The sequence below is a fragment of the Amycolatopsis sp. NPDC104775 genome (genome assembly GCF_055583325.1).
On the sequence record NZ_JBVJOE010000001.1, the window covers coordinates 1,825,414 to 1,848,703 of the forward strand.

General features: G+C 68.7%; 24 protein-coding genes. 18 read left to right on the forward strand and 6 right to left on the reverse strand.

Annotated features, from left to right (window positions below; translation table 11 throughout):
• Nucleotides 1-7: 7 nt before the first annotated feature.
• From ACZ63D_RS08120 to ACZ63D_RS08130, 3 genes are all read left to right on the forward strand, one after another.
• Entirely contained in the window at nucleotides 8-868 is an 861-nt protein-coding gene (locus tag ACZ63D_RS08120) for an alpha/beta fold hydrolase (protein ID WP_465353538.1), read from the forward strand.
• A 134-nt stretch (nucleotides 869-1,002) separates the two neighbouring features.
• Nucleotides 1,003-1,839, forward strand: coding sequence for an alkaline phosphatase family protein (locus ACZ63D_RS08125; protein ID WP_465353539.1), 837 nt, complete (start codon nucleotides 1,003-1,005; stop codon nucleotides 1,837-1,839).
• 111 nt (nucleotides 1,840-1,950) lie between these two features.
• Nucleotides 1,951-2,790 (forward strand): NBR1-Ig-like domain-containing protein, encoded by an 840-nt coding sequence (locus ACZ63D_RS08130; RefSeq protein ID WP_465353540.1) that lies wholly within the window; start codon nucleotides 1,951-1,953, stop codon nucleotides 2,788-2,790.
• 125 nt (nucleotides 2,791-2,915) lie between these two features.
• On the opposite strand, the gene ACZ63D_RS08135 is transcribed toward ACZ63D_RS08130, so the two are convergent.
• Nucleotides 2,916-3,899 (reverse strand): GlxA family transcriptional regulator, encoded by a 984-nt coding sequence (locus tag ACZ63D_RS08135; protein WP_465353541.1) that lies wholly within the window; start codon nucleotides 3,897-3,899, stop codon nucleotides 2,916-2,918.
• Nucleotides 3,900-3,969: 70 nt separating this feature from the next.
• On the opposite strand from ACZ63D_RS08135, the gene ACZ63D_RS08140 reads away from it, so the two are divergent.
• Both ACZ63D_RS08140 and ACZ63D_RS08145 read left to right on the forward strand, forming a co-directional pair.
• The gene (locus tag ACZ63D_RS08140) at nucleotides 3,970-4,671 is read left to right on the forward strand and encodes an NAD(P)H-dependent oxidoreductase (protein WP_465353542.1); all 702 of its coding nucleotides are present in this window, start codon (nucleotides 3,970-3,972) and stop codon (nucleotides 4,669-4,671) included.
• A gap of 31 nt (nucleotides 4,672-4,702) precedes the next feature.
• On the forward strand, nucleotides 4,703-5,578 hold the full coding sequence (locus tag ACZ63D_RS08145) for an SRPBCC family protein (protein WP_465353543.1): 876 nt from the start codon (nucleotides 4,703-4,705) through the stop codon (nucleotides 5,576-5,578).
• On the opposite strand, the gene ACZ63D_RS08150 is transcribed toward ACZ63D_RS08145, so the two are convergent.
• On the reverse strand, nucleotides 5,575-6,393 hold the full coding sequence (locus ACZ63D_RS08150; RefSeq protein WP_465353544.1) for a GNAT family N-acetyltransferase: 819 nt from the start codon (nucleotides 6,391-6,393) through the stop codon (nucleotides 5,575-5,577). The two genes, ACZ63D_RS08145 and ACZ63D_RS08150, sit on opposite strands and share 4 nt — an antisense overlap.
• A gap of 83 nt (nucleotides 6,394-6,476) precedes the next feature.
• On the opposite strand from ACZ63D_RS08150, the gene ACZ63D_RS08155 reads away from it, so the two are divergent.
• The 3 genes from ACZ63D_RS08155 to ACZ63D_RS08165 are packed head-to-tail and all read left to right on the forward strand — an operon-like array spanning nucleotide 6,477 to nucleotide 9,893.
• Complete coding sequence (locus tag ACZ63D_RS08155) at nucleotides 6,477-8,021, forward strand: hypothetical protein (RefSeq protein WP_465353545.1); 1,545 nt, start codon at nucleotides 6,477-6,479, stop codon at nucleotides 8,019-8,021.
• Between the two features lie 14 nt (nucleotides 8,022-8,035).
• Nucleotides 8,036-9,673, forward strand: a complete 1,638-nt coding sequence (locus ACZ63D_RS08160) for an acyl-CoA carboxylase subunit beta (protein WP_465353546.1) — start codon at nucleotides 8,036-8,038, stop codon at nucleotides 9,671-9,673.
• 7 nt (nucleotides 9,674-9,680) lie between these two features.
• On the forward strand, nucleotides 9,681-9,893 hold the full coding sequence (locus tag ACZ63D_RS08165; protein ID WP_465353547.1) for an acyl-CoA carboxylase epsilon subunit: 213 nt from the start codon (nucleotides 9,681-9,683) through the stop codon (nucleotides 9,891-9,893).
• Nucleotides 9,894-9,939: 46 nt separating this feature from the next.
• On the opposite strand, the gene ACZ63D_RS08170 is transcribed toward ACZ63D_RS08165, so the two are convergent.
• Both ACZ63D_RS08170 and ACZ63D_RS08175 read right to left on the reverse strand, forming a co-directional pair.
• Nucleotides 9,940-10,344 carry a hypothetical protein gene (locus ACZ63D_RS08170; RefSeq protein WP_465353548.1) on the reverse strand — a complete coding sequence of 135 codons (405 nt, stop codon included), beginning with the start codon at nucleotides 10,342-10,344 and terminating at the stop codon, nucleotides 9,940-9,942.
• 12 nt (nucleotides 10,345-10,356) lie between these two features.
• Complete coding sequence (locus ACZ63D_RS08175) at nucleotides 10,357-10,968, reverse strand: TetR/AcrR family transcriptional regulator (RefSeq protein WP_465353549.1); 612 nt, start codon at nucleotides 10,966-10,968, stop codon at nucleotides 10,357-10,359.
• Between the two features lie 73 nt (nucleotides 10,969-11,041).
• Here ACZ63D_RS08175 and ACZ63D_RS08180 point away from each other — a divergent pair, with 73 nt between their 5' ends.
• Nucleotides 11,042-12,343 (forward strand): MFS transporter, encoded by a 1,302-nt coding sequence (locus ACZ63D_RS08180; protein WP_465353550.1) that lies wholly within the window; start codon nucleotides 11,042-11,044, stop codon nucleotides 12,341-12,343.
• Here ACZ63D_RS08180 and ACZ63D_RS08185 read toward each other — a convergent pair.
• Nucleotides 12,333-13,049: a tyrosine-protein phosphatase gene (locus tag ACZ63D_RS08185; protein ID WP_465353551.1), complete on the reverse strand. Its 717-nt coding sequence runs from the start codon at nucleotides 13,047-13,049 to the stop codon at nucleotides 12,333-12,335. The two genes, ACZ63D_RS08180 and ACZ63D_RS08185, sit on opposite strands and share 11 nt — an antisense overlap.
• Nucleotides 13,050-13,317: 268 nt before the next feature.
• On the opposite strand from ACZ63D_RS08185, the gene ACZ63D_RS08190 reads away from it, so the two are divergent.
• The 4 genes from ACZ63D_RS08190 (at nucleotide 13,318) to ACZ63D_RS08205 (ending at nucleotide 18,036) form a co-directional block, all read left to right on the forward strand.
• A complete protein-coding gene (locus ACZ63D_RS08190; protein WP_465353552.1) occupies nucleotides 13,318-13,926 on the forward strand; it encodes a PadR family transcriptional regulator in 609 nt (202 codons plus the stop codon).
• Nucleotides 13,907-15,526 (forward strand): DHA2 family efflux MFS transporter permease subunit, encoded by a 1,620-nt coding sequence (locus ACZ63D_RS08195; protein WP_465353553.1) that lies wholly within the window; start codon nucleotides 13,907-13,909, stop codon nucleotides 15,524-15,526. The genes ACZ63D_RS08190 and ACZ63D_RS08195 overlap by 20 nt, the downstream gene beginning before the upstream one ends.
• 448 nt (nucleotides 15,527-15,974) lie before the next feature.
• Entirely contained in the window at nucleotides 15,975-16,586 is a 612-nt protein-coding gene (locus tag ACZ63D_RS08200; protein WP_465353554.1) for a Maf family protein, read from the forward strand.
• 103 nt (nucleotides 16,587-16,689) lie between these two features.
• The gene (locus ACZ63D_RS08205) at nucleotides 16,690-18,036 is read left to right on the forward strand and encodes a dicarboxylate/amino acid:cation symporter (protein WP_465353555.1); all 1,347 of its coding nucleotides are present in this window, start codon (nucleotides 16,690-16,692) and stop codon (nucleotides 18,034-18,036) included.
• A gap of 4 nt (nucleotides 18,037-18,040) precedes the next feature.
• Here the strand turns inward: ACZ63D_RS08205 and ACZ63D_RS08210 are convergent, their stop codons facing one another.
• A complete protein-coding gene (locus tag ACZ63D_RS08210; protein ID WP_465353556.1) occupies nucleotides 18,041-18,769 on the reverse strand; it encodes a hypothetical protein in 729 nt (242 codons plus the stop codon).
• Nucleotides 18,770-18,819: 50 nt separating this feature from the next.
• Between ACZ63D_RS08210 and ACZ63D_RS08215 the strand changes: the two genes are divergently transcribed.
• The 5 genes from ACZ63D_RS08215 to ACZ63D_RS08235 all read left to right on the forward strand — a co-directional run bounded on the left by ACZ63D_RS08215 (nucleotide 18,820) and on the right by ACZ63D_RS08235 (nucleotide 23,289).
• A complete protein-coding gene (locus tag ACZ63D_RS08215) occupies nucleotides 18,820-19,119 on the forward strand; it encodes an SAV_915 family protein (RefSeq protein WP_037816056.1) in 300 nt (99 codons plus the stop codon).
• 101 nt (nucleotides 19,120-19,220) lie between these two features.
• On the forward strand, nucleotides 19,221-21,014 hold the full coding sequence (locus ACZ63D_RS08220) for an acetyl/propionyl/methylcrotonyl-CoA carboxylase subunit alpha (RefSeq protein WP_465353557.1): 1,794 nt from the start codon (nucleotides 19,221-19,223) through the stop codon (nucleotides 21,012-21,014).
• A gap of 54 nt (nucleotides 21,015-21,068) precedes the next feature.
• The gene (locus tag ACZ63D_RS08225) at nucleotides 21,069-21,635 is read left to right on the forward strand and encodes a DUF1707 SHOCT-like domain-containing protein (protein WP_465353558.1); all 567 of its coding nucleotides are present in this window, start codon (nucleotides 21,069-21,071) and stop codon (nucleotides 21,633-21,635) included.
• A gap of 8 nt (nucleotides 21,636-21,643) precedes the next feature.
• A complete protein-coding gene (locus tag ACZ63D_RS08230) occupies nucleotides 21,644-22,033 on the forward strand; it encodes a DUF1707 SHOCT-like domain-containing protein (RefSeq protein ID WP_465353559.1) in 390 nt (129 codons plus the stop codon).
• A complete protein-coding gene (locus ACZ63D_RS08235; RefSeq protein WP_465353560.1) occupies nucleotides 22,018-23,289 on the forward strand; it encodes a sensor histidine kinase in 1,272 nt (423 codons plus the stop codon). Before ACZ63D_RS08230 ends, ACZ63D_RS08235 begins: the two co-directional genes overlap by 16 nt.
• The last annotated feature ends 1 nt before the right edge of the window (nucleotide 23,290 follow it).

Genomic DNA, 23,290 nt, shown 5'->3' on the forward strand with positions numbered 1-23,290 from the left:
GGGTCGCATGAACTTCGAATACCAGCGAGTGCCCGTCGCCGACGGCGTGTCCCTCAACGTGGCGGTCGCGGGCTCCGGCTCGCCCGTCGTCCTGCTGCACGGCTTCCCGCAAACCCACCTGATGTGGCGGCACGTCGCCGCCGACCTCGCCGCCGACCACACCGTCCTCTGCCCGGACCTGCGCGGCTACGGCGACAGCGACAAGCCCGCCGACGACGGCGAGACCTACTCGAAGCGGACCATGGCCGCCGACGTCGTCGCCCTCGCACGTGCCTTCGGACACGAAAAGTTCGCGCTCGCCGGACACGACCGCGGCGCGCTCGTCGCGATCCGCGCCGGCCTCGACCACCCGGACCACGTCTCCCACCTGGCCATTCTCGACGTGCTGCCGACGCTGGACATGTGGGACGTCCTGCAGGGCGTCAGCGCGTCCGTCGCCTTCCACCTCTACCTGATGGCGCAGCCGCCCGGCCTGCCCGAGCAGCTGATCAGCGGCGCTCCCGACGCGTTCTTCAGCTACTTCCTCGACCAGTGGGGCGCCGACCCGGAAGCCATCCCGGCCGACATCCGCGCCCGGTATCTCGAAGCGAGCCGCGACGCGGTCCCGTCGATCGTCGCCGACTACCGCGCCTCCGCGGGCATCGACATCGAACACGACCGCGCCGACCGCGACGCGGGCAACCAGCTGAAGATGCCGACCACGGTGCTGCAGCAGGATTGGGGTGTCGCGCTGGGCTACGACGCGGTCGCGCTCTGGCGGTCGTGGGCACCGGACCTCGTGCACGAAACCGTGCACAGTGGACATTTCATGGCCGAGACTTCCCCTGCCACCGTTACGAAATCACTGCGGGACCTGCTCGCGCGCTGACCCGCCGAAAGTCGTGCCCCGGACGAGTGGTCGCCAGTTATTCACCCACCGACCACTCTCCGGGACAGCTCCGCCATGGCACGGTCTATGCCGCTCCCACCTGAGCGCGTTTCCCGACCGACCTTGGAGGACCTGTGTTCCGCAAGCGGATCGTGGCCGCCGTCGCGACGGCGATTCTCGGAGCGGCGACCGCCGCCCAGCCCGCCTCAGCCGCGGCGACCGTGCCGACCTTCGACCACATCGTGCTCGTGATGTTCGAGAACGAGTCGTCGACGTCGATCGACTCGACCACCGCGCCGTACTTCGCCTCGCTCGCCGCGCAGGGCGCGAACTTCACCGATTCCCACGCACTCACCCACCCGAGCCAGCCGAACTACGTCGCACTGTTCTCGGGCGACACCCAAGGCGTCACCGACGACACCTGCCCGCAGAACCTCGGCAACGTGGACAACCTCGGTTCGCAGCTCGCCGGCGCGGGGAAGACCTTCACCGGCTACTCGGAGTCCATGCCCTCGGACGGCTACACCGGCTGTTCGTCCGGCAAGTACCGGCGCAAGCACAACAGCTGGGTCGACTTCTCGAACGTGCCCGCGTCGAGCAACCTGCGCTACTCCCGGTTCCCGTCGGACTACTCGCAGCTGCCCAGCGTCGCGTTCGTTACGCCGAACATGTGCAACGACATGCACGACTGCTCGGTCGAGACCGGCGACACCTGGCTGAAGAACAACCTCGACGGCTACGCCCAGTGGGCGAAGACGCACAACAGCCTGCTGATCGTGACGTTCGACGAGGACGAAGGCACCTCGGCGAACCAGATCTACACGTCGTTCACCGGCGCGCACGTGAAGCAGGGCGACTACTCGGAAACGATCAACCACTACACCGTGCTGCGCACCTTGGAGGCCGCCAACGGTCTCCCCGGCATCGGCAACGCGGCGAACGAGACGCCGATCACCGACGCCTGGCAGTGACGCCCGCCGGTCGCGGCCACCTCCGCGTGGTCGCGGCCGGGGTGCGCCCAGCTGTGCCGAACTGGAATGTCAGACTTGTCCGACCAGCGGATCTGACAACCAGGGAGAGCAATGGGCGACGGGCAATCTGCCGCCGAGGTGCTCTCCGCGGAACTGGCCGCGCTGCGCGCGCGAGCCGGGAATCCGTCGTTCCGCAAGATGGCCGACCGCTCCGGGCGGATCTCGCACACCACGCTGCACGAGGCGGTTCGCGGCACCCGGTTCCCGTCGTGGGACACCACGCGCGAGTTCGTCCGAGCATGCGACGCGGACGAACAACAGTGGCGGCGACGCTGGGAAGAACTCAAAGGCGTGCCGCCGGCACCCGAGGTCACCGTCGCTGAACCGGCCTCGGTCGCCGTCGTTAAGACGGCCGAGGTCACGTCGACGGAACCGGTGCTGATCACCGCAGAGCCGATCGCTCCGGAAAAGCCCCGGCGCCGCCGCAAGTACACGCTGGCCGCGGTCGCGTTCGCCGTCGTGCTGCTCGCCGCGGTCGCCGCGATCGTGGTGCCGAAACTGAACCGCGGCGGCTTGGTCGACGTCGGTGCGCGCGTCCCCGGCGACAACTCCAAATTCGTCGGTGACGTGACCGTGCCCGACGGCACCGTCCTCCACGTCGGCGAGACCGTCCAGAAGGTGTGGGAGCTGGAGAACACCGGCTCGGTGCCCTGGCATCAGCGGTACCTGCAGCGGATGGACCTGCCGCCGAGCCCCGGCTCCTGCCGCACCCCGGACCGGGTGCTGATCGGCGACACCCCGCCCGGCGACCACGTGATGGTGAGCGTCCCGCTGACCGCTTCGCCCGCGCCGGGGCGCTGCTGGATCGGCTGGAAGATGGTCGACGCGAAGGGCACGGAGTTCTTCTCGACCCGCCGTCCGGTGTATGTCCTGGTGACGGTCGTCTCCTGACGCGTGTCAGATTCTGTAAGACCTGGTCGCCGGGGTACCGAACACCCCAGCAAGCTCGTCAGGATGAGTGCCGCTGGGGGTCGGTCCGTGGCAGCCGCGGTCAGCGCTGCCACGGACCGCCGAGTTCAGGCTGGGCGCCGGAAGGTGGTCCGGTAGGCGCTCGGCGAAACCCCGAGCGCGGCTTGCAAGTGCTGGCGCAGCGACGCCGCCGTCCCGAATCCGCACGCCGCGGCGACTCGGTCGACCGGCAGCTCCGATTCCTCCAGCAACTGCCGCGCGCGCTCCACTCGCTGCTGGGTCAGCCATTGCAGCGCCGACATCCCGACCTCGTCCCGGAACCGCCGGGTGAACGTCCGTGTGCTCATCGACTCGCGCATCGCCAGGTCGCGCAGTGTGATCGGCTGGTCGAGATGTTCCAGCGCCCAGGCTCGCGCGGCGGAGGTGGATGACGACCGCGGCTCCGGCACCGGACGCCGGATGAACTGAGCCTGTCCGCCCTCGCGATGCGGCGAGACGACCGTGCCGCGAGCGACCTCGTTGGCGACCGCCGCACCGAAATCGCGCCGGATCATGTGCAGGCAAAGATCGATGCCGGACGCGACGCCCGCCGAGGTGAAAACGTTGCCGTCCTCGGTGTAGAGCACGTCCGGGTCGAGGTGCACGCGCGGATATTCGAGCTGGAACTCGCATGCCGAACGCCAGTGCGTGGTCGCGCGGCGGCCGTCGAGCAGACCCATCGCGGCAAGCACGTACGCGCCGGTGCAGATCGAGGCGATCCGGCTGTCCGGGCGCACGAGGTTCATCGCGTGCTCGAGCTGCGCGGTCAGTTGCCGTCCGGTGGGCTCGTATTCCAGCGACGACGCGGGCACGATCACCGTGTCGGCCTCGGCCACCGCCTCCGGACCCTGCGCGACCGGGATGGCGAAGTCCGAGTCGGTGCGGATGTCGCCGGGCTCCGGCGTGCAGGTGACGACCTCGTACAGCCGCTCGCCCTCAGCGGATTTGGCCTGGCCGAACAGCCGGTGGACGATGCCGAGCTCCATCACGAGCATGCCGTGCCGCACCAGCACCGCGACCTTGTGCCGCTCCGGATGCCGAAAAACAGCCATGGCCCGATTCTTGCACAAGGTGGCCATCGGGCCACTGTTTCGAGCGTTTAGCCGGTTGCACCCTGACCTCATGAACGTCTTGTGGATCTACGCCCATCCTGACCCCGCCTCGCTCAACGGCGCGCTTCGCGACGAAGGCGTCGCGACACTGCGCGAACTCGGCCACGACGTGCGCGAATCCGACCTCTACGCCATGCACTGGAACCCCATCGTCGACGAGATCGCGACCGTGCCCGAGGACGTCCGGATCGAACACGAAAAGCTCGACTGGGCCGACACCGTCATCGTCCAATTCCCGCTCTGGTGGGCGGACACCCCAGCCATCCTGAAAGGCTGGTTCGACCGCGTTTTCGTGCAGGGCTACGGCTACGACTACCGCGACGAAACCGGTCACACCCTGCGCTACGGCAACGGCGTGCTGGCCGGGAAACGCGCGATGGTCATCGTCACCGCCGGAGCGCACGAGGACAGCCTCGGCCCGCGCGGCGCGCACGGTTCGCTGGACGACCTGCTGTTCAACGTCCAGCACGGCACGCTCTTCTACACCGGCATGACGGTCCTGCCGCCGTTGAAGGTGACCGGCACGAACCGGATGACGCCGGAGAAGTTCGACTGCGTCGTCGAGCAGCTGCGCAAACGTTTGCACTCCCTGGAAACGGCCGATCCGCTGCCGTACCGCACGCAGGACGGCGGCGACTACGACCGGCGGCTCGTCCTGCGACCCGAGGTCGCCCCAGGTCAGACCGGGTATGCGGCGCATCTGACGGCTTGACCCGTATATACCTCCGTGGTTATATACCGGCATGGCGATCCTGCGAACCACTCCTGGCGGCCGACCCAGCGTGAAACTCGAACGGACCCTGGCCCATCCGCCGGAGAAGGTGTGGCACGCGGTCACCTCGCCCGAGGAACTGGCGCACTGGTTCCCGGCCGCGGTCGCCCTGCCGGACACCCCGGCGCCGGGCGGGAAGATCACGTTCACCTTCACCGAAACCGGGGACGTCAGCGAGGGCGAGATCGTCGGCTACCGGCCGCCTGAGGTCTTCGAGTTCACCTGGAACTCGGACCTGATCCGGATCGAGGTGTCCGCCGACGGGACGGGCAGCAAACTCGCTTTCACGCACGTCTTCAACCGCGGCGAACCGGATATCGCGCTGCTCGGCGCCGGACGGCACGTCACCGGCTGGGTCGCCTGCCTCGATTCCCTCGAAGCCGCGCTGGACGGCCGGACCCCGGAAACGCCGGCCGACTGGCACGCGCGAATGGTGCACTACATCGAGGAATTCGGCCTGGAAGACGGTGAAGTCCTGGACGGCGGGACGATCCGGTTCCGCCGGGACCTGGTCTGGCCCTCGGTCGAGGACGTCTGGAAACGGCTGCCCCAGCCGGAAACCGGGGCGGAAGTGCTGGAGTCGCGGGCCCCGGAGGTGCTGTCCTACACCTGGCTGCACGACGGGAAACCGGCCGGGCGCGTGCGCTGGGAAGTGACTGCGGACCCGCTGGACGGGGTGCGGGTGGAGCTGACCCAGACCGTCCCGGACGGACTGGCCGAGCAGCTGCCGGACCTGCTGACCGCACGGCACGAGCAGCTGAACGCGTTGTTCGCCGGGACGTTCGGCGTCGAGCCGGAGCCGTGGTCGCCGGAGCGGAAGGCCGAGGTTCGGAAGCGGTACAGCTAGCCGAGCGCGGTGTTGTACGGCGAAAACCGCACTTCGGCCGGGCCGGGCAACGCTTTTCCGTGAAGCACCAGCCGTGGCGCCGGAGCGTGGACCGCCAGCCCGCGCGCCTCGCACCACGCCGACAGTTCCGGGAACCGGTGGTCCACCGCGAGCCGGAGATCGCCAGGCGTGGTGCGGGCGATGCCGCGGATCAAGGCACGGGCCTGGTCCTCGTCCGCGGCCACCACCGGACCGATCACCAGCACCCCGGCTTGGACGGTGCCGAGCGCGTAACCGTCGTCGGTCACGTGGACGTGCTCGGCCTCGAACAGCATGCGGTTCAACAACTCCCGCCGCGCGAAGCCGTGTGCGGCACTGTCCAATTCGTACACTCGCGCCACGTCGGCCGGGCCGATCGGCCGCGCCGCCGGACCACCGTCGTCAGTAAAGCGGCCTCGATGGTCGTTGCAGCCGCCGTCGAGTTCGAAGCCCATCGATTCGTACAACGGACGCGCGTTTTCCGTGGCGTGCAAGGAAACGACAGCATCACCGGCTTCGTCGAGCGCCTGTGCCGTCACGCGACGGCCGAGTCCCTGCCTCTCGAATCCCTTCGCGACAACGACCATCGACACTGACGCGGTCGGCCCAGTCCGGGTCAGCACCGCCGCCGCGGCGAGACCGCCGTCCGGTGCGTCGATGCCGTATCCGCGGCCGACGTCCAGCAGCATCGCCCATTTCCGTTCCTCGCGCGGCCACCCGCGATCGGTTCCGAGGTCAAGGCAAGCGGACAGGTCGGCGGGCCCGAGCGAGCGGACCGAAGCGTCGGCGAGCAGCACGCTGCCCACCCTAGGCCGGACAACGGCCGTTTTGGCCAGGCCGACGCCGAAAATTCAACTGACGCCCGGCATAGGCTTTGCTGGTGACCGACTCCGAAGTGCTGACCGTCCAGCAGGTTCTCGGCGACGGCCGGTTCGCCGAAGTCGGCGAAGTGCGGCTGACCGAGATCGATCCCCGCACGGGTTATGTGGCCGCCGGGGGTGCGCTGGGACGTCCGCTGTGGGCCGGGCACAGCGTGGCGAGTTCATCCGAGCCGACCGCCTGGAACCGCGTCGGCGTCTATCGTGCCGACACGCTCGAATGCGTTCACCTCGTGAGCCTGCATTGGCCGGTCAATGCGCTGGCGTTCCATCCGGAGCTGCCAATCCTGGCCATCGGCTCCGGGTCCTACGACGGCGGTTACTTCTATGAGGGCGAGCTGACCATCCTCGACCTCGAATCCGGCCGCGCGACCTCTCTGCTGAAGGACCGCCGCGAGGTCACCGAACTTCGCTGGCGGAATCACCACACTCTCGAAGCGAAAATTTCGGTGCTCAACGAGGACGACGAGGAAGACCTCGGCTCCCCCGCGATGGCCGCCATGATCACCGTGCCGGACTGGCGAGCCGTGGAAGCCCGCTCGCTGCGGGTCGACGGCCCCGCGACGACACCGGCCGTAACACCAGTCTCGCGGGAAAGGACCCGGCGGCAGGTATGGGCGGTCGCCGCGCTGAGCGACGGACGGATTCTCGCCAGTCTCGAGCACGTCGCCGCGGAGTGCTGGTCGGCCGACGGCGAACGCGCATGGTCCGTGCCCGCCTCGGGCGTCGGCTGCCAGCTCTTCGTCGACCACGAGGAGGACGCCGCCGTCCTCGCCACCTGGTCTGGCTGGAAGCCATCCGCATCGACGGTCGAACGCGTTCAGCTGTCCGACGGGCACGCCACCCGGCTCCGCACTCTCGACCACCCCATCGTGCTCACCACCGACGAAACCGGACAACTCGCGATCCGGCCCCCGACCGGACCGACCGAGGTTCTGTCCCCGGAAAGCCGCTTCGACCTCGGCGGCTACGACCTGTTCAACCACTTCTTCGATGTCCGCCGCTCCCCCACGCTGTTGTTCCTGCAAGGCATGGGACCACGAGCGCACCAGGACAAATGGGTCGTCGCCTTCGATCCGGCACGGCGGCGAACCGAGCGTTTGTTCCCGCTGGAATGGGACGCCGCCCAAGGCAGGCACCTGTTCGGCGGCCCCGGCGTGTTCGTCGACGGCTCGATCGTCCACGCCACCGCGATCCACGACGGAGCCGGACTCCTGCCCGGCAACTCCTGCGTCGTCCGCCGCTCGTACCCCGACGGAAAAGCCCAGTGGGTCTTCACCGCGGACCACCAGGTCACCGCGATCGACACCATCGGGTACACCGTCTACGTCGCGTTCAACTCCGGCGAGATCGTCGCCCTCGACGCAGCCAACGGCCGCGAACTGGGACGCCAGCACCTGCGGGTCAACGGCCACCCCGTCGTCCCGCTCTCGATGAGCGCCCAGGCCCCGGACCGGCTCGTCATCGGCACGCTCGACGGCCGCGTGCTGGTCTGCGAAACAGCGAGGAGAGAGTCCTACGCCACACGCGCGGCAACCGCGCAGTAGCTAAGCTCCGCCACATGAGCAGTGCGACGCAGCCGCTCGGGACGCCGCCCGAGGGAGAACCGGACATCCACACGACGGCCGGCAAGCTCGCGGATCTCTATCGCCGCTACGACGAGGCCGTGCACGCCGGTTCGGCGCGTGCGATCGAGAAACAGCACGCCAAGGGCAAGAAAACCGCCCGCGAGCGGATCGATCTGCTGCTCGACGAGGGCTCGTTCGTCGAGCTGGACGAGCTGGCGCGGCACCGCTCCACCAACTTCGGGCTGGAGAAGAACCGCCCGTACGGCGACGGCGTCGTGACCGGGTACGGCACGATCGACGGACGTCCGGTGTGCGTGTTCAGCCAGGACGTCACCGTGTTCGGCGGCGCGCTCGGCGAGGTCTACGGCGAGAAGATCGTCAAGGTGATGGACCTGGCGATCAAGACCGGCCGTCCGATCATCGGCATCAACGAGGGCGGCGGCGCGCGGATCCAGGAGGGCGTCGTCTCGCTCGGCCTGTACGGCGAGATCTTCCGCCGCAACACCATGGCCTCGGGCGTGATCCCGCAGATCTCGCTGATCATGGGCGCGAACGCGGGCGGGCACGTCTACTCCCCGGCGCTCACCGACTTCATCGTGATGGTGGACGAGACGTCGCAGATGTTCATCACCGGACCGGACGTCGTGAAGACGGTGACCGGCGAGGACGTCACCTTCGAGGAACTCGGCGGCGGGCGTACGCACAACACCAAGTCGGGGGTCGCGCACTACCTCGGCTCCGACGACGAGGACGCCATCGCCTACGTCAAGGAACTGCTCTCCTACCTGCCGCAGAACAACCTGTCCGAGCCGCCGGAGTTCGACGCGAACCAGCCGCCCGCCGGCTTCTTCGAGAACGTCACCGACACCGACCGCGAGCTGGACACGCTCATCCCGGACTCGCCGAACACGCCGTACGACATGCACGAGGTCGTCACCCGCGTGCTCGACGACGGCGAATTCCTCGAGGTGCACGAGCTGTTCGCGCCCAACATCCTGGTCGGGTTCGGCCGGGTCGACGGGCAGAGCGTCGGCGTCGTCGCGAACCAGCCGACGCAGTTCGCCGGCTGCCTCGACATCGACGCGTCCGAGAAGGCCGCCCGGTTCGTGCGGACCTGCGACGCGTTCAACATCCCGGTCCTCACCTTCGTGGACGTGCCCGGCTTCCTCCCCGGTACCGACCAGGAGTGGAACGGCATCATCCGCCGCGGCGCGAAGCTGATCTACGCGTACGCGGAAGCGACCGTCCCGCTGATCACGGTGATCACGCGCAAGGCGTACGGCGGCGCGTACGACGTCATGGGCTCCAAGCACCTCGGTGCGGACATCAACCTGGCGTGGCCCACCGCGCAGGTCGCGGTCATGGGAGCACAGGGCGCGGCGAACATCGTGCACCGCAAGACGCTGGCCAACGCGGCGGCGGAGGGCCGGGACGTCGACGCCTTGCGCGCCGACCTGATCCAGGAGTATGAAGACACTCTGCTCAACCCGTACGCGGCAGCCGAACGCGGCTACGTCGACTCGGTGATCGCGCCCGCGCACACCCGCGGTCACATCGCCAAGGCGCTGAGCCTGCTGCGCACGAAGCGCGAATCCCTGCCGCCCAAGAAGCACGGCAACATTCCCCTGTGAGGCCGCGATGACCGACACCCCGCTGCTCCGCGTCGTCCGCGGCAATCCGGACGACGCCGAACTCGCCGCGCTCACCGCGGTGGTGGCCGTGGCCGCTTCGGCCTCGGCCCCCGCTCCCGCGCGGCGCCGGACGTCGTGGTGGGGCGATCGGACAGCCGCGCTGCACGCACCGGTGACGGCTGGCGACGGGGCTTGGCGCGCTTCGGCCTTGCCTCGCTGAACCTCTCGTGAGTGCCGGTGCGAGCCAGCACTCACGACCGAGAAAGTCACCGCCCGCGCTGAGCCCAGTCCGGCGCGTCCGCGCCCGCGTGCGCCAGCAGTTCCTGCCGGGTGATCGAACCGAGCGGCCCGACGCCGCGCAGCAACAGATAGTCGCCCGCGTCGGCCTGGTCGTGCTCGATTTCGACGTCCTCGGCGTGGTAGCTGTCGGTCCAGACGATCCGGACCTGGCAGCCGCCGTTCTGGGTGAGCGCGTGCACCTGCTGGACAGTCGCGAGCCGGGCCATCGGTTCCGACTCCCACTGCTGCTGCAGGAATCGCCAGCGCGACGCCTGCTCGGCCGCGCGCAACCGCTGGTCAAGCCCGCCCGCGCGGTCCCGGAAAATCCAGATGATCCCTGCTGCGGCCGCGGCGGCTACGGCCACGCCGACCAGCCAGAAGACCGTTCCCATGTTTCCGGAAGCCTACTCGGGCCGATGCCCCCGCAGGAATCGCTCAACCAGGCCATCTGTGAACTCCGGCGGCACCGGCGCGCCGGTGACCAGCACGCGGTAGTGGATCGGCCCGACGAGCTGCTCGACCGCGCTGTCCAGGTCGAGATCCGGCGGCAGTTCGCCGCGGGCGACGGCGCGTTCGAGCGGCAGCCGGTCGCGCGCGTGCTGGTCGCGGATGTGCACCTCGCGCAGCTGGCGCGCCAAGTCCGGGTCGTGCTGGGCCTGGCCGAGCAGGGCGCGGAACACCGCACCGGCGTCGGCGGTGGTCAGGAACGTCGCGATCGCGGCGAGATGGGCGCAGAGGTCCTTGCGGACGTCACCGGAGTCGGGCGGGGAAAGTTCCTCGGCGAGGTCGTCACCGAGTGCCTCGAGCAGAATGTCCACTTTGGACGGCCACCAGCGGTAGACGGTCTGTTTCCCGACGCCCGCCCTGGCCGCGATGCCCTCCATCGTCAGCCGGGCGAATCCGACCTCGACCAGCAGATCGTCGACCGCGTGCAGGACCGCGCGGCGCGCGTTCTCGCTGCGGCCGTAGCGGTTCCCGTGATGCCGGCGCGCGCCGGGCTCAGTGACGTCACCCACGTGCCGAAGTCTAGCCAAGACGCAACGTCTCGTCTAGCGTTGCGGGTACCAGCTCACTAGGGGGTTCCCAGTCATGTGTTCCGCGTGCGGGGTGCCGACGCACCAACCCGATTCCGGGGTCGCCGCAGCCCCGCGCAAATTCGCGGCGCTGTACAACAAGGACTGCCGTCCGTATCTGATCGGCACCGGCCTGGCCATGATGGCCGACAATATCGAGCACGTCATCACCTATTGGGTGCTGTGGGAGAAGTTCCAGTCGCCCGCGCTCACCGGGTTCGAGGTGATCAGCCACTGGGTGCCGTTCCTGCTGTTCTCGGTGTATTTCGGCGGGCTGGCCGACCGGCACGACTGCCGCCGGATCATCCAGGCCGCACAGGCGCTGTTCATGACGGTGTCCGTGGCATGGGGCGTCCTGATCGTCACCGACACGCTCGAAGTGTGGAACGCCTGCGTACTGCTGATCTTGCACGGTTGCGCCGGCGCGATCTGGGGACCGGGCGAACAGCTGATGCTGCACGATTTCGTCGGACCGACCGAACTGCCGAGCGCGGTCCGGCTCAACGCCACCTTCCGCAGCCTCGGCATTCTCTTCGGCCCGGTCGTCGGTTCCGCGCTGCTGCTCGGGCTCGGGCCGGTGGCGGGCATTTTCGTGAACGTCGCGTTCTACTTGCCGCTGACCGTGTTCCTGTTCCGCACCAAGTTCACCGGACACACCCGAGACGGCGGAATCGTCCGCAGGCCACGGGTCGGACTGCGGGATTCGGTGCGGGTTCTCAAGGAAATCAGCGGCAACCCGACGATGGTCGGGATGATCATCCTCGCCGGGCTCGGCGCGTTCTTCGTCGGTGCTTCGATGCAGAGTTCGATGCCGATCTTCGCGCAGGATCTCGGCGCGGGCAGCGCCGGAACCGCCTACGGCGTCCTGCTTTTCGCCAACGGCGCGGGCGGCGTGATCGGCGGGATCCTGCTGGAGGCGACCGGGAAAATCAAACCGAGCGTGCCCGCCGCGGTCGTCAGCACCGCGATCTACGGGGTGTCGAGCCTGTTCTTCGCGATGACCGCCAGCTACCCGATCGCGGTGGCACTGCTGGTGATCGGCGGGGTGGCGAACCTGGCGTCGATGTCGATCGGCCAGACCGTCGTGCAGTTGCTGGCGAAACCGGAGGAACGCGGCCGGGTGATCGGCGTGTACAGCGTGTCCGCCAACGGACTCCGGGCGGGCAGCGGATTCACCGTGGGGCTGCTCGGTTCCGCGGTGGGGGTGCACTGGTCGCTGGGCATCAGCGCGGCCTCGCTCACCGTCGGCACCGCGATCGCCGGCTGGTACTCGCTGGGCAGCCGGCGGGCGCGGCAACTGCACCAGGTCACCGACTGAGCCGGTCCCGGAGACGATCGACCTCGTCCGCGGCCATTCCGGCGCGGACGAGGTAATCGCGGACGTCGAACCCGTCGAGAGTGGCCAGCACTGTCTCGCGGACGGTCGTTTGACGGCGGGCTAAAGCCGCTTCGAGCAGTGCGGTTTGTTCTTTCATGCCTAGCGCCCGGTGCAGCGGGAGGACTGCTGCGGTCGAGAGGGCGTAATCGGCGGCGATGGTTTCCGGGTCGACGTCGGCCAAGGCGAGCAGAAGAAGCGAGATGAGGCCGGTGCGGTCTCGGCCGGATGTACAGTGGAAGAGCACAGCGCCGTCGGCCTGGGCCAGCGCTTTCAGGACGGCGGCGCAGCGTTCTGCTTTGCGGTCCAGGAAAACGCGGTAGTACAGCGGGGTTCCGTCGAGTTGCTCGTCGGCGATGTACTGCCAGAACTCGGTGTCTTCGACGTCGTCCAGCGGGACTTCGAGGCGCGCCATCCCGGGCGGCACGGTGGCGGCGTAAGTGGCGATCTCTGCCGGGTTTCGCAGGTCGACGATGGTGCGGAGACCGGATTCTCGCGCCTGGGCCCAGCCAGCGCCGGTGACGAACCGGAGCGTCGCGGACCGGTAGAACCGCGCGGGCTGGGTGCGAGTGCCGGATCGGGTCCGGAGACCGCCGAGGTCTCTGGTGTTGAAAAAGCCTTCCCACTCCACTGCCCGGTTCTCGCTCATCAGCCGATGCTGGCCTGAATCGCCCGCCACGGGCAATCGGCCTTAGCCGGTCTCGACAGCGGTGCCGAAAGGGCCGTCGAACAGGCGATCGCCGGTTTTTGTCGGTACCCCTGGTTACGCTCGACCCATCACGCAGCACCCATCACCGTCAGCGACAAGCTGCTCACCAGCGCAGATCACACTGGACCGCCGCTTGTTCCACACCGTATAGTCCACGTGGAATAACCCACGTTGGATCACTCGATCGCACCCCTGGAGGAACACCGTCATGGTCGCGGCCAAGCTCACGGCACTGGGCGTCGCCGTGCTCGAGCTGCTGCACGAGCGGCCGATGCACCCGTATGAAATGGCCCAGCTCATGCGGGAACGGCACATCGAAACCCGCGTGAAGCTCAAGGCCGGCTCGCTCTATCACACCGTGGACCGGTTGCAGCGCAACGGTTTCATCGATGCGGTCGAGACACAGCGAGACGGCAAACGGCCGGAGCGCACGGTGTACGCGATGACAGCCGCGGGCAAAGACGCCTTCCAGGAACGAGCCCGGCAAATGCTGGGCGACGTGGTGCCGGACTACAGCGACGTACTCAGCGGCCTCGCCGTGATCGACGACCTCGGACACGACGTGGCGCTGCTCGAACTGGAACACCGGATCACCCGGCTGCGCGCGGGCGTGGCCGCCGACGAAGTGATCATCGAGCGGCTGGAAGCCGACGGCACCCCCGAAATCTATTGGCTCGATTTCCGCTACAGCGTGGCGCAGCGGAAGTTCGAGCTGGCGTGGATCGAGCAGCTGTTCGCGGACCTCGACAGCGGCCGGATCCCTTTCCAGGACACCAAACTCAAGCTCAAGGAAAACGATGAACGCAAGACCGGTTAACCCGTGGGCCGCGCTCAGCGCGCTCTGCATCGGGTTCTTCATGATTCTGCTGGACACCACGATCGTGTCCATCGCGGTGCCCGCCATGCTGCAGCACCTCGGAGCCGGGCTGAACTCGGTGGTGTGGGTGATCAGCGTCTACCTGCTCACCTACGCCGTGCCGATGCTGTTCACCAGCCGCCTCGGCGACCGCTTCGGCCCGAAACGGGTGTTCGTCGCCGGGCTCGTCGTGTTCACCGCGTCGTCGCTGTGGTGCGGGCTTTCCGGCAACGTCGAGATGCTGATCGCCGCCCGTGCCGTGCAAGGCCTTGGCGCCGCGCTGATGACGCCGCAGACGCTGGCGTTCATCAGCCACCTGTTCCCGCCCGCGAAACGCGGCGCGGCGATGGGCGCGTGGGGCGGCGTGGCCGGTCTGGCCACGATCACCGGTCCGCTGCTGGGCGGCGTGCTGGTGCAGCACCTCGGCTGGGAGTGGATCTTCTACGTGAACGTGCCGATCGGCGTCATCGCCATCGCGCTGACACTATGGCTGGTGCCGGACTGGCAGCCGAAGCACTCTCACTCGTTCGATCTGCTCGGCATCCTGCTGTCCGCCGCCGGGCTGTTCTGCGTCGTGTTCGGCGTCCAAAATGGACAGCAGTACGACTGGGGCACGGTGTTCGGCGGCATCACGGTCTTCGAAATCATCGGGGCCGGCGTGGTGCTGCTGATCGCCTTCGTGCTGTGGCAGCACTACAACCGCCGCGAACCGCTGGTCCCGCTGGCGGTGTTCGGGAACCGCAACTTTTCCGCGGGCACACTCACCGCGACGACGGTCGGCTTCACCATGACCGGCATGTTCCTGCCGCTGATCATCTACATCCAGACGGTGCTCGGCCTCTCCCCCACCATGGCCGGCCTGCTCACCGCCCCGATGTCGCTGCTGTCCGGCGTGATCGCGCCGTTTGTCGGCCGCGCCTCGGACAAGATCAACGGCAAGTACCTGGTGATGGGCGGTCTGGTATTGCTGGCCGCGGGCATCGGCATCGTCGCGCTGCAGGCGCGGCCGGACACGAGCCAGTGGACCCTGATCCCGGCGTTGCTGGTGTGCGGCCTGGGCGTCGGCTGCATCTTCTCGCCGATGAGCAACCTGACGATGGCGTCGGTAGAGCCGCGGCTCACCGGAACCGCGTCGGGGATCTTCAACACCGCCCGGCAGGTAGGCGGCGTCCTGGGCAGCGCCGCGATCGGCGTGCTCCTGCAGGCGAGGATCAGCGCCTCGATCACCAGCGAGGCCACCGCCGCGGCCGCGCAACTGCCCGAGCAATACCGCGCCCCGTTCGCCGAAGGAATCGCCCACGCCGCCGCCTCAACCGGCGAATTCGGCGGCTCCGGCGGCCCAGCCACGATCCCCGGACTCCCGGCGGGAATCGCCGAGCAAGCGGGCCGCCTCGCCACCGAGGTAGTCCACAATGGACTCACCGACGCCACCCGCGCGACGCTGATCCTGCCGATCGCGGTGCTGGTACTGGGAGTCTTGTCGGCAGCGGCACTGCGCCGCGTGTCGCCTCGGCCGCACATGCCAGCGCCGACCGCCCCGACCCCGGAACCGGTGCGATGAACGGATGACCTTGCTCGCCCTGGCTGGGCGCGATCCAGCCGGGGCGAGTCAGGCGGTGAGAGAAGAGCCGGGCTGGCCAAGCTCTGACGCAAAAGTCAGGACGCGATCGAGTAATCGGCGACCGCGCGAAGGAACCTCCCGTTCAGCGCGCACCCGACCCCGAGTGGGCACAGCGCAGAAGCTCAAACACGCCCACACCCCGCAGCGGCGATGGTGCGTTCGCTCCTCAGCGCACTCCCCAGCCCGGAGTGAGCAAAGCAGCTCGGATCGCGCAGCGGCGATGTCGCGATTGCCGCTCGCCGCAAACCCCGCGTACGGCGAGGTCCAGATCCTCAGCAGCCGGACGCGACCTCCCAGCTCGCCTAGGCAGCTCCATCCGCAGACCAACTCGGCGACCCGACCCCGGCCCACACCCGCCCACCCCGCCTCACCGAGGTAGCGTTCGACCGTGCGTCTAGTCCTCGCCTCCCAGTCCCCCGCCCGCCTCGCCGTGCTGCGCGCCGCCGGTCTGGATCCGGCCGTCGTCGTGTCCGGTGTCGACGAGGACGCCGTCGCCGCCTCGCTCACCGATCCGGCGCCCGCCGAACTGGTTTCAGCCCTTGCCAAAGCCAAGGCCAACGCCGTCGTCGAGATGGTCTCCGAACCCGACGTCGTGATCGTCGCCTGCGATTCGATGCTCTCCATCGGCGGCGAAATGGTCGGGAAACCCGCCACCGCCGAGGTCGCGAAGCAGCGCTGGGCCCGGATGGCCGGTGGTTCCGGTGTCCTGCTGACCGGGCACGCCGTGGTCCGGCTCGATGGCGGGCAGCGCACCAAGGAAGCCTCCGGCACCCGGTCCACCACCGTGCACTTCGCCAACCCCAGCCAGGCCGAGATCGACGCCTATGTCGCCACGGGCGAACCACTGCACGTCGCGGGGGCGTTCACGCTCGACGCGCTCGGCGGGTGGTTCGTCGAAGGTGTCGAGGGGGACCCGTCCAGTGTGATCGGGATCAGTCTTCCGCTGCTGCGCCAGCTCCTCGCCGAGGTGGGCGTCAGCGTCACCGAAATGTGGAACTAGTTCACATATTGGGACGATGTGTCACTCGGACGAGTGATCAGGGAAAGTCGATCCCGGCCCGCACCCGGGCCAGCGGAAACTCTCGACCTCCCTGGGGTGGCACATGTCCTTCGTCAGGACGTACACCAAACCGCGCGTGTTCGCCGCGGCCGTTCTCGGCTCGCTCGTCGTGGGCGCCGGTCTCGGCGTGCTCGCGCGGACGACTGAAGCCGGCTGGCTGACCGACACCCTCGACCACATCGGCACGATCTTCACGACGCTGCTGCAGATCGCGGTGATTCCGCTGGTCTTCACCGCGATCGTGGTCGGCATCAACAGCCTGCGCGGCCTCGGCGGCGGCCGGACCGCCGCGCGGCTCGGCGGCAAGACCGTGCTGTGGTTCGCCATCACGTCGTTCATCGCCTCGCTGATCGGGATCGCGATCGGCAAGCTGTTCAACCCCGGCTCCGGCGGGCTCGGCGAGGGCGTCGCGGCCACCGCGAAGAACGCCGACAAGGCCGCGAAGAGCATGAGCCACTGGGGTTCCTGGGACGCCTTCATCAAGGGCCTGCTGCCGGAGAACTTCTTCTCCGCCTTCGCCGAGGGCAGCACGCTCCAGGTGCTCTTCCTCGCCGTCGTGATCGGTGCCGCCGCCTACAGCCTTGGCGACAAGGCGAAGCCGTTCGTCGACTTCACCACCAGTGTCTTCGAGATCGTCCAGCGCTACCTCGGCTGGATCGTGCGGCTCGCGCCCATCGGCATCATCGGCCTGATCGGCGCCGCGGTCTCCAACTACGGCGACGCGCTGTTCCGCCCGCTGCTGTCGACCACGCTCGCGGTGTACGTCGGCTGCCTGCTGGTCCTGTTCGTGGTCTACCCGATCCTGCTGCAGTTCGTCGCCAAGGTGAGCCCGCTGACGTTCTTCGCCAAGGCGGGCACCGCGATCCAGTTCGCCTTCGCTTCGCAGTCGAGCTCGGCCACGCTGCCGCTGACCCGGCAGTCCGCGGTGAACCTCGGCGTCGACCCCGGGTACGCCGCGTTCGCCACGCCGCTCGCCAGCGCGACCAAAATGGACGGTTGCGCCGCGGTGTTCCCGGCGATCGGCGCGATCTTCATCGCCAACCTCGCCGGGGTGCCGCTGAGCTTCGGCCAGTACGTCGGGATCGTGGTCGTCGCCGTGGTCGGCGCGCTGGCCACCGCGGGCACCACCGGCTGGCTGACCGCGCTCACCCTGACCACGGCGTTCATCGGCCTCGACGCCAAGCAGGTCGCGCTCGGCATCGCGCTGATCTACTCGGTGAACCCGATCATGGACATGATGCGCACCGCCACGAATGTCGCGGGTCAGATCGTGGTCCCGACGATCGTCGCGCGCAGCGAGGGCTTGCTCGACGACGAAATCCTCAGCACGCACACCGCTCGCCCGAACCACCGCGACGAGGGCGGCGCGGCCCGGCCCGCGACCGCCTGAGGTCTCAGGAGTTGCCGGAACAACGCCGCAGCTGGGATTTCCTCAGCTCGACGTCCGGCCAGCCGCGGAAATTCGACGGCGAGGTGACGGTGCTCGTGCAGCCCATCACCTCGCCGTCGAGTTCGTATACCTCCGCCACCACCGGCGCGGCCTGGCAGCGCGGTGTGCCGGACACCGCCTGCGGGCATTCGTGCCGGACGACGATCACGTCCGGACGGCCGTCCTGGCTGACGTCGTAGAGCGACAGCGAACCGGCGTCGGAGAAATACGGTTTGCCGTAGTCGCGCCACACTCCGCCGGATTCAGTGAGCAGTTCTCCATAGGAGCCGCCGGCCGCGTCGCCGCGGATCAGGCACGCGGCGGTCGATCCGTCGATGCAGCGCAAGGAAGTCGCCGTCAGCTTCGCACCCAGATTCGTGATCGCCAGCTCGAACTCGGTGCCCGGCTGCTGTCCGACCTGGACCCGGCCCCATCCGCCCGAGGCGTCCGCCAGCAACACGACCGGGGTACCGCCGACGCTCACCGCGGCCAGCTGACGGCACGGACCGTTGCCGCAGGTCGAGGACGGTCCGTCCGCCGAAGTCGGCGCGGGCTCGCGCGGCGCCATGGTCACCGCGCCGTCCGGCTTCGGGCGCAGCACGACGACCACGACGAGCGCCGCCGCCGTGACCACCGCCGCGAGAACGGCGGTGAGCAGCGCGGATCGCGGGACGCGCTTCGGCCAAATCCGCATATCCGAGACTGTAAGCGACCTTGCGGACCGTGTCCGTCTATGTTGTCGGAGTGACGAACCCCAATCTGCCTCCGGCCCTTTACCTGCCGACCGGCCCCACCGGCCCGACCACCGACGGCCAGACCGGAGCCAACGTCGAACTGCGCCGCACGCCCGACGGCCGCACCGCGCTGGTCGCCTTCACCGCGCTCGACCGCCTCGTCGACTGCTGCGGCGAACACCAGCCGTGGATCCTGGTCAACACCGAGAACCTGGCGCTGGTGCACCAGGTCAACCCCTACGACGTGATCGTGCTCGACTCCGAACTACCGGCCGAACTGCGGCACCAGGCCCCCGCCGGGCGGGTATAAACAGGACCGAACTGGGTGGTCCACCTCTCAATCCAGGCCCCGCCGGGGTCCGTAGACTCCCGGTTGACCAGCAGCGCCGCGACGGGCACGGGAGGTATGTGGTGAGCGAGCAGGACACCGCGAGCACAGGCGGTCCGGTGACCAAGGTCCTGATCGCGAACCGGGGCGAGATCGCGGTTCGCGTGATCCGGGCCGCGAAGGACGCGGGCCTGCAGAGCGTGGCCGTATACGCCGACCCGGACCGCGACGCTCCGCACGTGCGCCTCGCCGACGAGGCGTTCGCGCTCGGCGGGAGCACCGCGGCCGAGAGCTACCTCTCGATCGACAAGATCCTCGACGCCGCCAAGCGCTCCGGCGCCGATTCGGTCCACCCCGGCTACGGTTTCCTTTCCGAGAACGCCGAATTCGCCCAGGCCGTCCTCGACGCGGGCCTGACCTGGATCGGGCCGAGCCCGCAGTCGATCCGCGACCTCGGCGACAAGGTGACCGCGCGGCACATCGCGATGCGCGCGGGCGCGCCGCTGGTGCCCGGCACCAAGGAGCCGGTGAAGGACGCCGACGAGATCATCGCGTTCGCCGACGAACACGGCCTGCCGGTCGCGATCAAGGCGGCGTTCGGCGGCGGCGGCCGCGGCCTGAAAGTCGCCCGTACTCGCGAAGAAATCCCGGAGCTGTTCGAGTCCGCGACGCGCGAGGCGGTGGCCGCGTTCGGCCGCGGCGAGTGCTTCGTGGAGCGCTACCTCGACAAGCCGCGGCACGTTGAAGCGCAGGTGCTGGCCGACCAGCACGGCAACGCGATCGTCGTCGGCACCCGCGACTGTTCGCTGCAGCGCCGCCACCAGAAGCTGGTGGAAGAGGCCCCCGCGCCGTACCTGTCCGACGACCAGCGCGCCCGGATCCACGAGTCCGCCAAGGCCATCTGCAAGGAGGCCGGCTACTACGGTGCGGGCACCGTCGAATACCTCGTCGCGGTCGACGGCACCATTTCCTTCCTCGAGGTGAACACCCGGCTGCAGGTCGAGCACCCGGTTTCGGAGGAGACCACCGGCATCGACCTCGTCCGCGAGATGTTCCGGATCGCCCGCGGCGAGAAGCTGCGGATCACCGAGGACCCGGTGCCGCGCGGCCACTCGATCGAGTTCCGCATCAACGGCGAGGACGCCGGCCGCGGCTTCCTGCCCGCGCCGGGCACGGTCACCAAGTTCGTCGCCCCGTCCGGTCCGGGCGTGCGCGTCGATTCCGGCGTCGAATCCGGCAGCGTGATCGGCGGCCAGTTCGACTCGATGCTGGCCAAGCTGATCGTCACCGGTTCGGACCGGCAGAACGCGCTGGAGCGCAGCCGTCGCGCGCTGGCCGAGTTCGAGGTCGAGGGCATGGCGACGGTGTTGCCGTTCGACCGCGTGATCGTGAACGACCCGGCGTTCATCGGCGACGAGAACGGGTTCAGCGTGCACACCCGCTGGATCGAGACCGAGTTCGACAACCAGATCGAGCCGTTCACCGCGCCGGACGTCGAGGCCGAGGAAGAGGCGCCGCGGCAGAACGTCGTGGTCGAGGTCGGCGGACGCCGGCTCGAAGTGTCGCTGCCGGGCGGATTCGCCCTCGAAGGCGGCGGCGCGCCCGCGGCGGCGAAAGCCAAGCCTCGCAAGCGGGCTGGCGGCGCGAAGGCAGCGGTGAGTGGCGACGCGGTCACCGCACCGATGCAGGGCACCATCGTGAAGATCGCGGTCGAGGAAGGCCAGCAGGTCGAGGCGGGCGAGCTGATCGTGGTGCTTGAGGCGATGAAGATGGAAAACCCGGTCACCGCACACAAAGCGGGCACCGTCACCGGGCTTTCGGTCGAGATCGGCTCCGCGGTGACGCAGGGAACGCAACTGTTGGAACTCAAGGACTGAAGTTGTGCTGAATGTCGTGGGTGCCGCGCGCTCGCGCGGCATACCATCGACTACGTGACTGAGGTTCCGTCTCCGCAGCTGCGGATCAGCGACCAGGAGCGAGAGTCCGCGCTGCACGCGCTCGGCGAGCACATGAGCGCGGGGCGGATCGATATCGACGAGTTCGGCGAGCGGTCCGCCCGGATCACCGCGGCCAAAACCCGGGGCGAGCTGGGCGAGTTGTTCACCGACCTGCCGGTGCCGCATCCGGTGTTCGGCGCGGGCGCGACCGCCGCGCCGGAACCGGCTCCGGCTCCGGTGCCCGTGCCGCAGCCCGCGGCGTCCGGCGAGGTGGCCGCGCGGCAGCAGGAATGGTCGCCGGGGCAACGCGTCGTCGCCGCTTTGGTTCCGCTGGTGTGGATCGCGGCGATCGCCCTGATCGCCACCGGCTCCGCGGGGTGGCCGGTGATTTTCGCGCCGATCGCGCTGACCGCGGTCGGTCGCGCGCTGTGGGGCAAGGGTTTCGAGCACCATGACCATCACCGCCATGACCGGCACCGCCACGACCAGCATCGGGTGCGTCGCGAGGAATTCCGGGCGATGCGGGACGAATACCGGCGCCAGCGCCGGTTGGACCGCTGAGGCGGACCATGGCTGACCTGCGGCTGAGCGACGCCGAACGCCAGGACGCGCTGGACGTCCTCTCCGAGCACGTCCGCACCGGACGCCTCGACATCGACGAATACGGCAGCCGCTCGGCGAAGGTCACCTCGGCCAAGCTGGTGAGCGAACTGGTGCCGTTGTTCGACGACCTGCCCTCGCCGCGGCCGAGCGCGCTGCTGGCCACGGCCCGGCCGGAACCGGTCGCGCCGTCCCGTGACAGTGGAAACGGCAGGCTCGGCGGGTTCGTGATGCGGTACTCCCTGCCGCTTTCGATCGCTTTCGCGATCCTCGTGCTGATCGTGACACGCGGGCGGGTGCTGATCGTGTTCGCGCTGCCGTTGCTGCTGCTCCTGTTCAGCGGATGGCGGCGGCGCTGAGCACGCGAGAGCACGCGCCGCGGCTCAGCCCGATGATGGGGCTGCGGCCGGGTTCGGTCGATCCGAAGGCCGAACGGTGGGCGGGCCCCGTTTTCGCCGGGATCGGCATCCTGGCGCTCGCCGTGTGCACGATCATCGCCGCCGGACAACCGCACGGCGACCCCGCGCAATGGCGCACCACGCTGCTTCTCGCCGCGGCGAGCGGACTGTGGCTGCTGGGGCTGATCCCGGTTTTCCCGCGACGCACGCGAAACCCGTTGCTGGCCATCGGATTCTTTGCCGTGCTGCTGGCCGGTGCGACCATCCTGACCTCCCGGCTGGACCCGTTCACCGCCTTCGCTTCAATCGGCTACCCGATCGCGTTCGTGTTGTTCCCGACGCGCTGGAGCATCTTCGCGGCGGCCGCCACGGCAGTGGTTCCGTTGCTGGCCAAGGGAATTTGGCAGCCATCACCGCCGTGGATCACCGCGGTGTCGATTGTCGGGCCGATTCTGTACGTCGCGTGGTTCGTCGGCGCGGAGAACGAACAACGCCGTCGCACCAATGAAAAACTCGCGCGATCGAACGCGCAGCTGGAAACAGCGTTGACGGAAAACGCGGCGCTGCACGCACAACTGCTCACCCAAGCCCGCGAGGCCGGAGTACTCGACGAGCGGCAGCGAATGGCCCGCGAAATTCACGATACCGTCGCTCAAGGATTGACCGGCATCGTCACCCAATTGCAGGCCGCCGACCGGGCTACCGAAGCGGCGGATCGGCAACGGCATCTCGACCACGTGCACACGCTCGCGAAGGACAGTCTCACCGAAGCGCGCCGCGCGGTCCAGGCGTTGCGGCCGGAGCCGTTGGCGGATTCGCATCTGCCGGAAGCGTTGGCGGGCTTGGCGAATCGAGTGTCCGATACCTCCGGCGTCAAGGTGACCGCCGATGTCGAAGGCGACGCACAGCCGTTGCTGCCCGAACTGGAGGTGGCGTTGTACCGGGTGGCCCAGGAAGCCTTGGCCAACGCGGAAAAGCACGCACGCGCCACGCGGATCGGCGTCACCCTCACCTACACCAGCGAGCTGGTCATGCTCGACATCCGCGACGACGGAAGAGGTTTCGCCCCCGGCGACCGCGGCGACGGCACCGGGTTCGGGCTGGAAGCGATGCTCCAGCGGGTGCGACGGGTGGCCGGTTCGCTGACCATCGAGTCCGCGCCCGGGGAAGGGACCGCCGTGCACGCGGAGTTCCCGGCGATCCCTTCGCCCGCTTAAG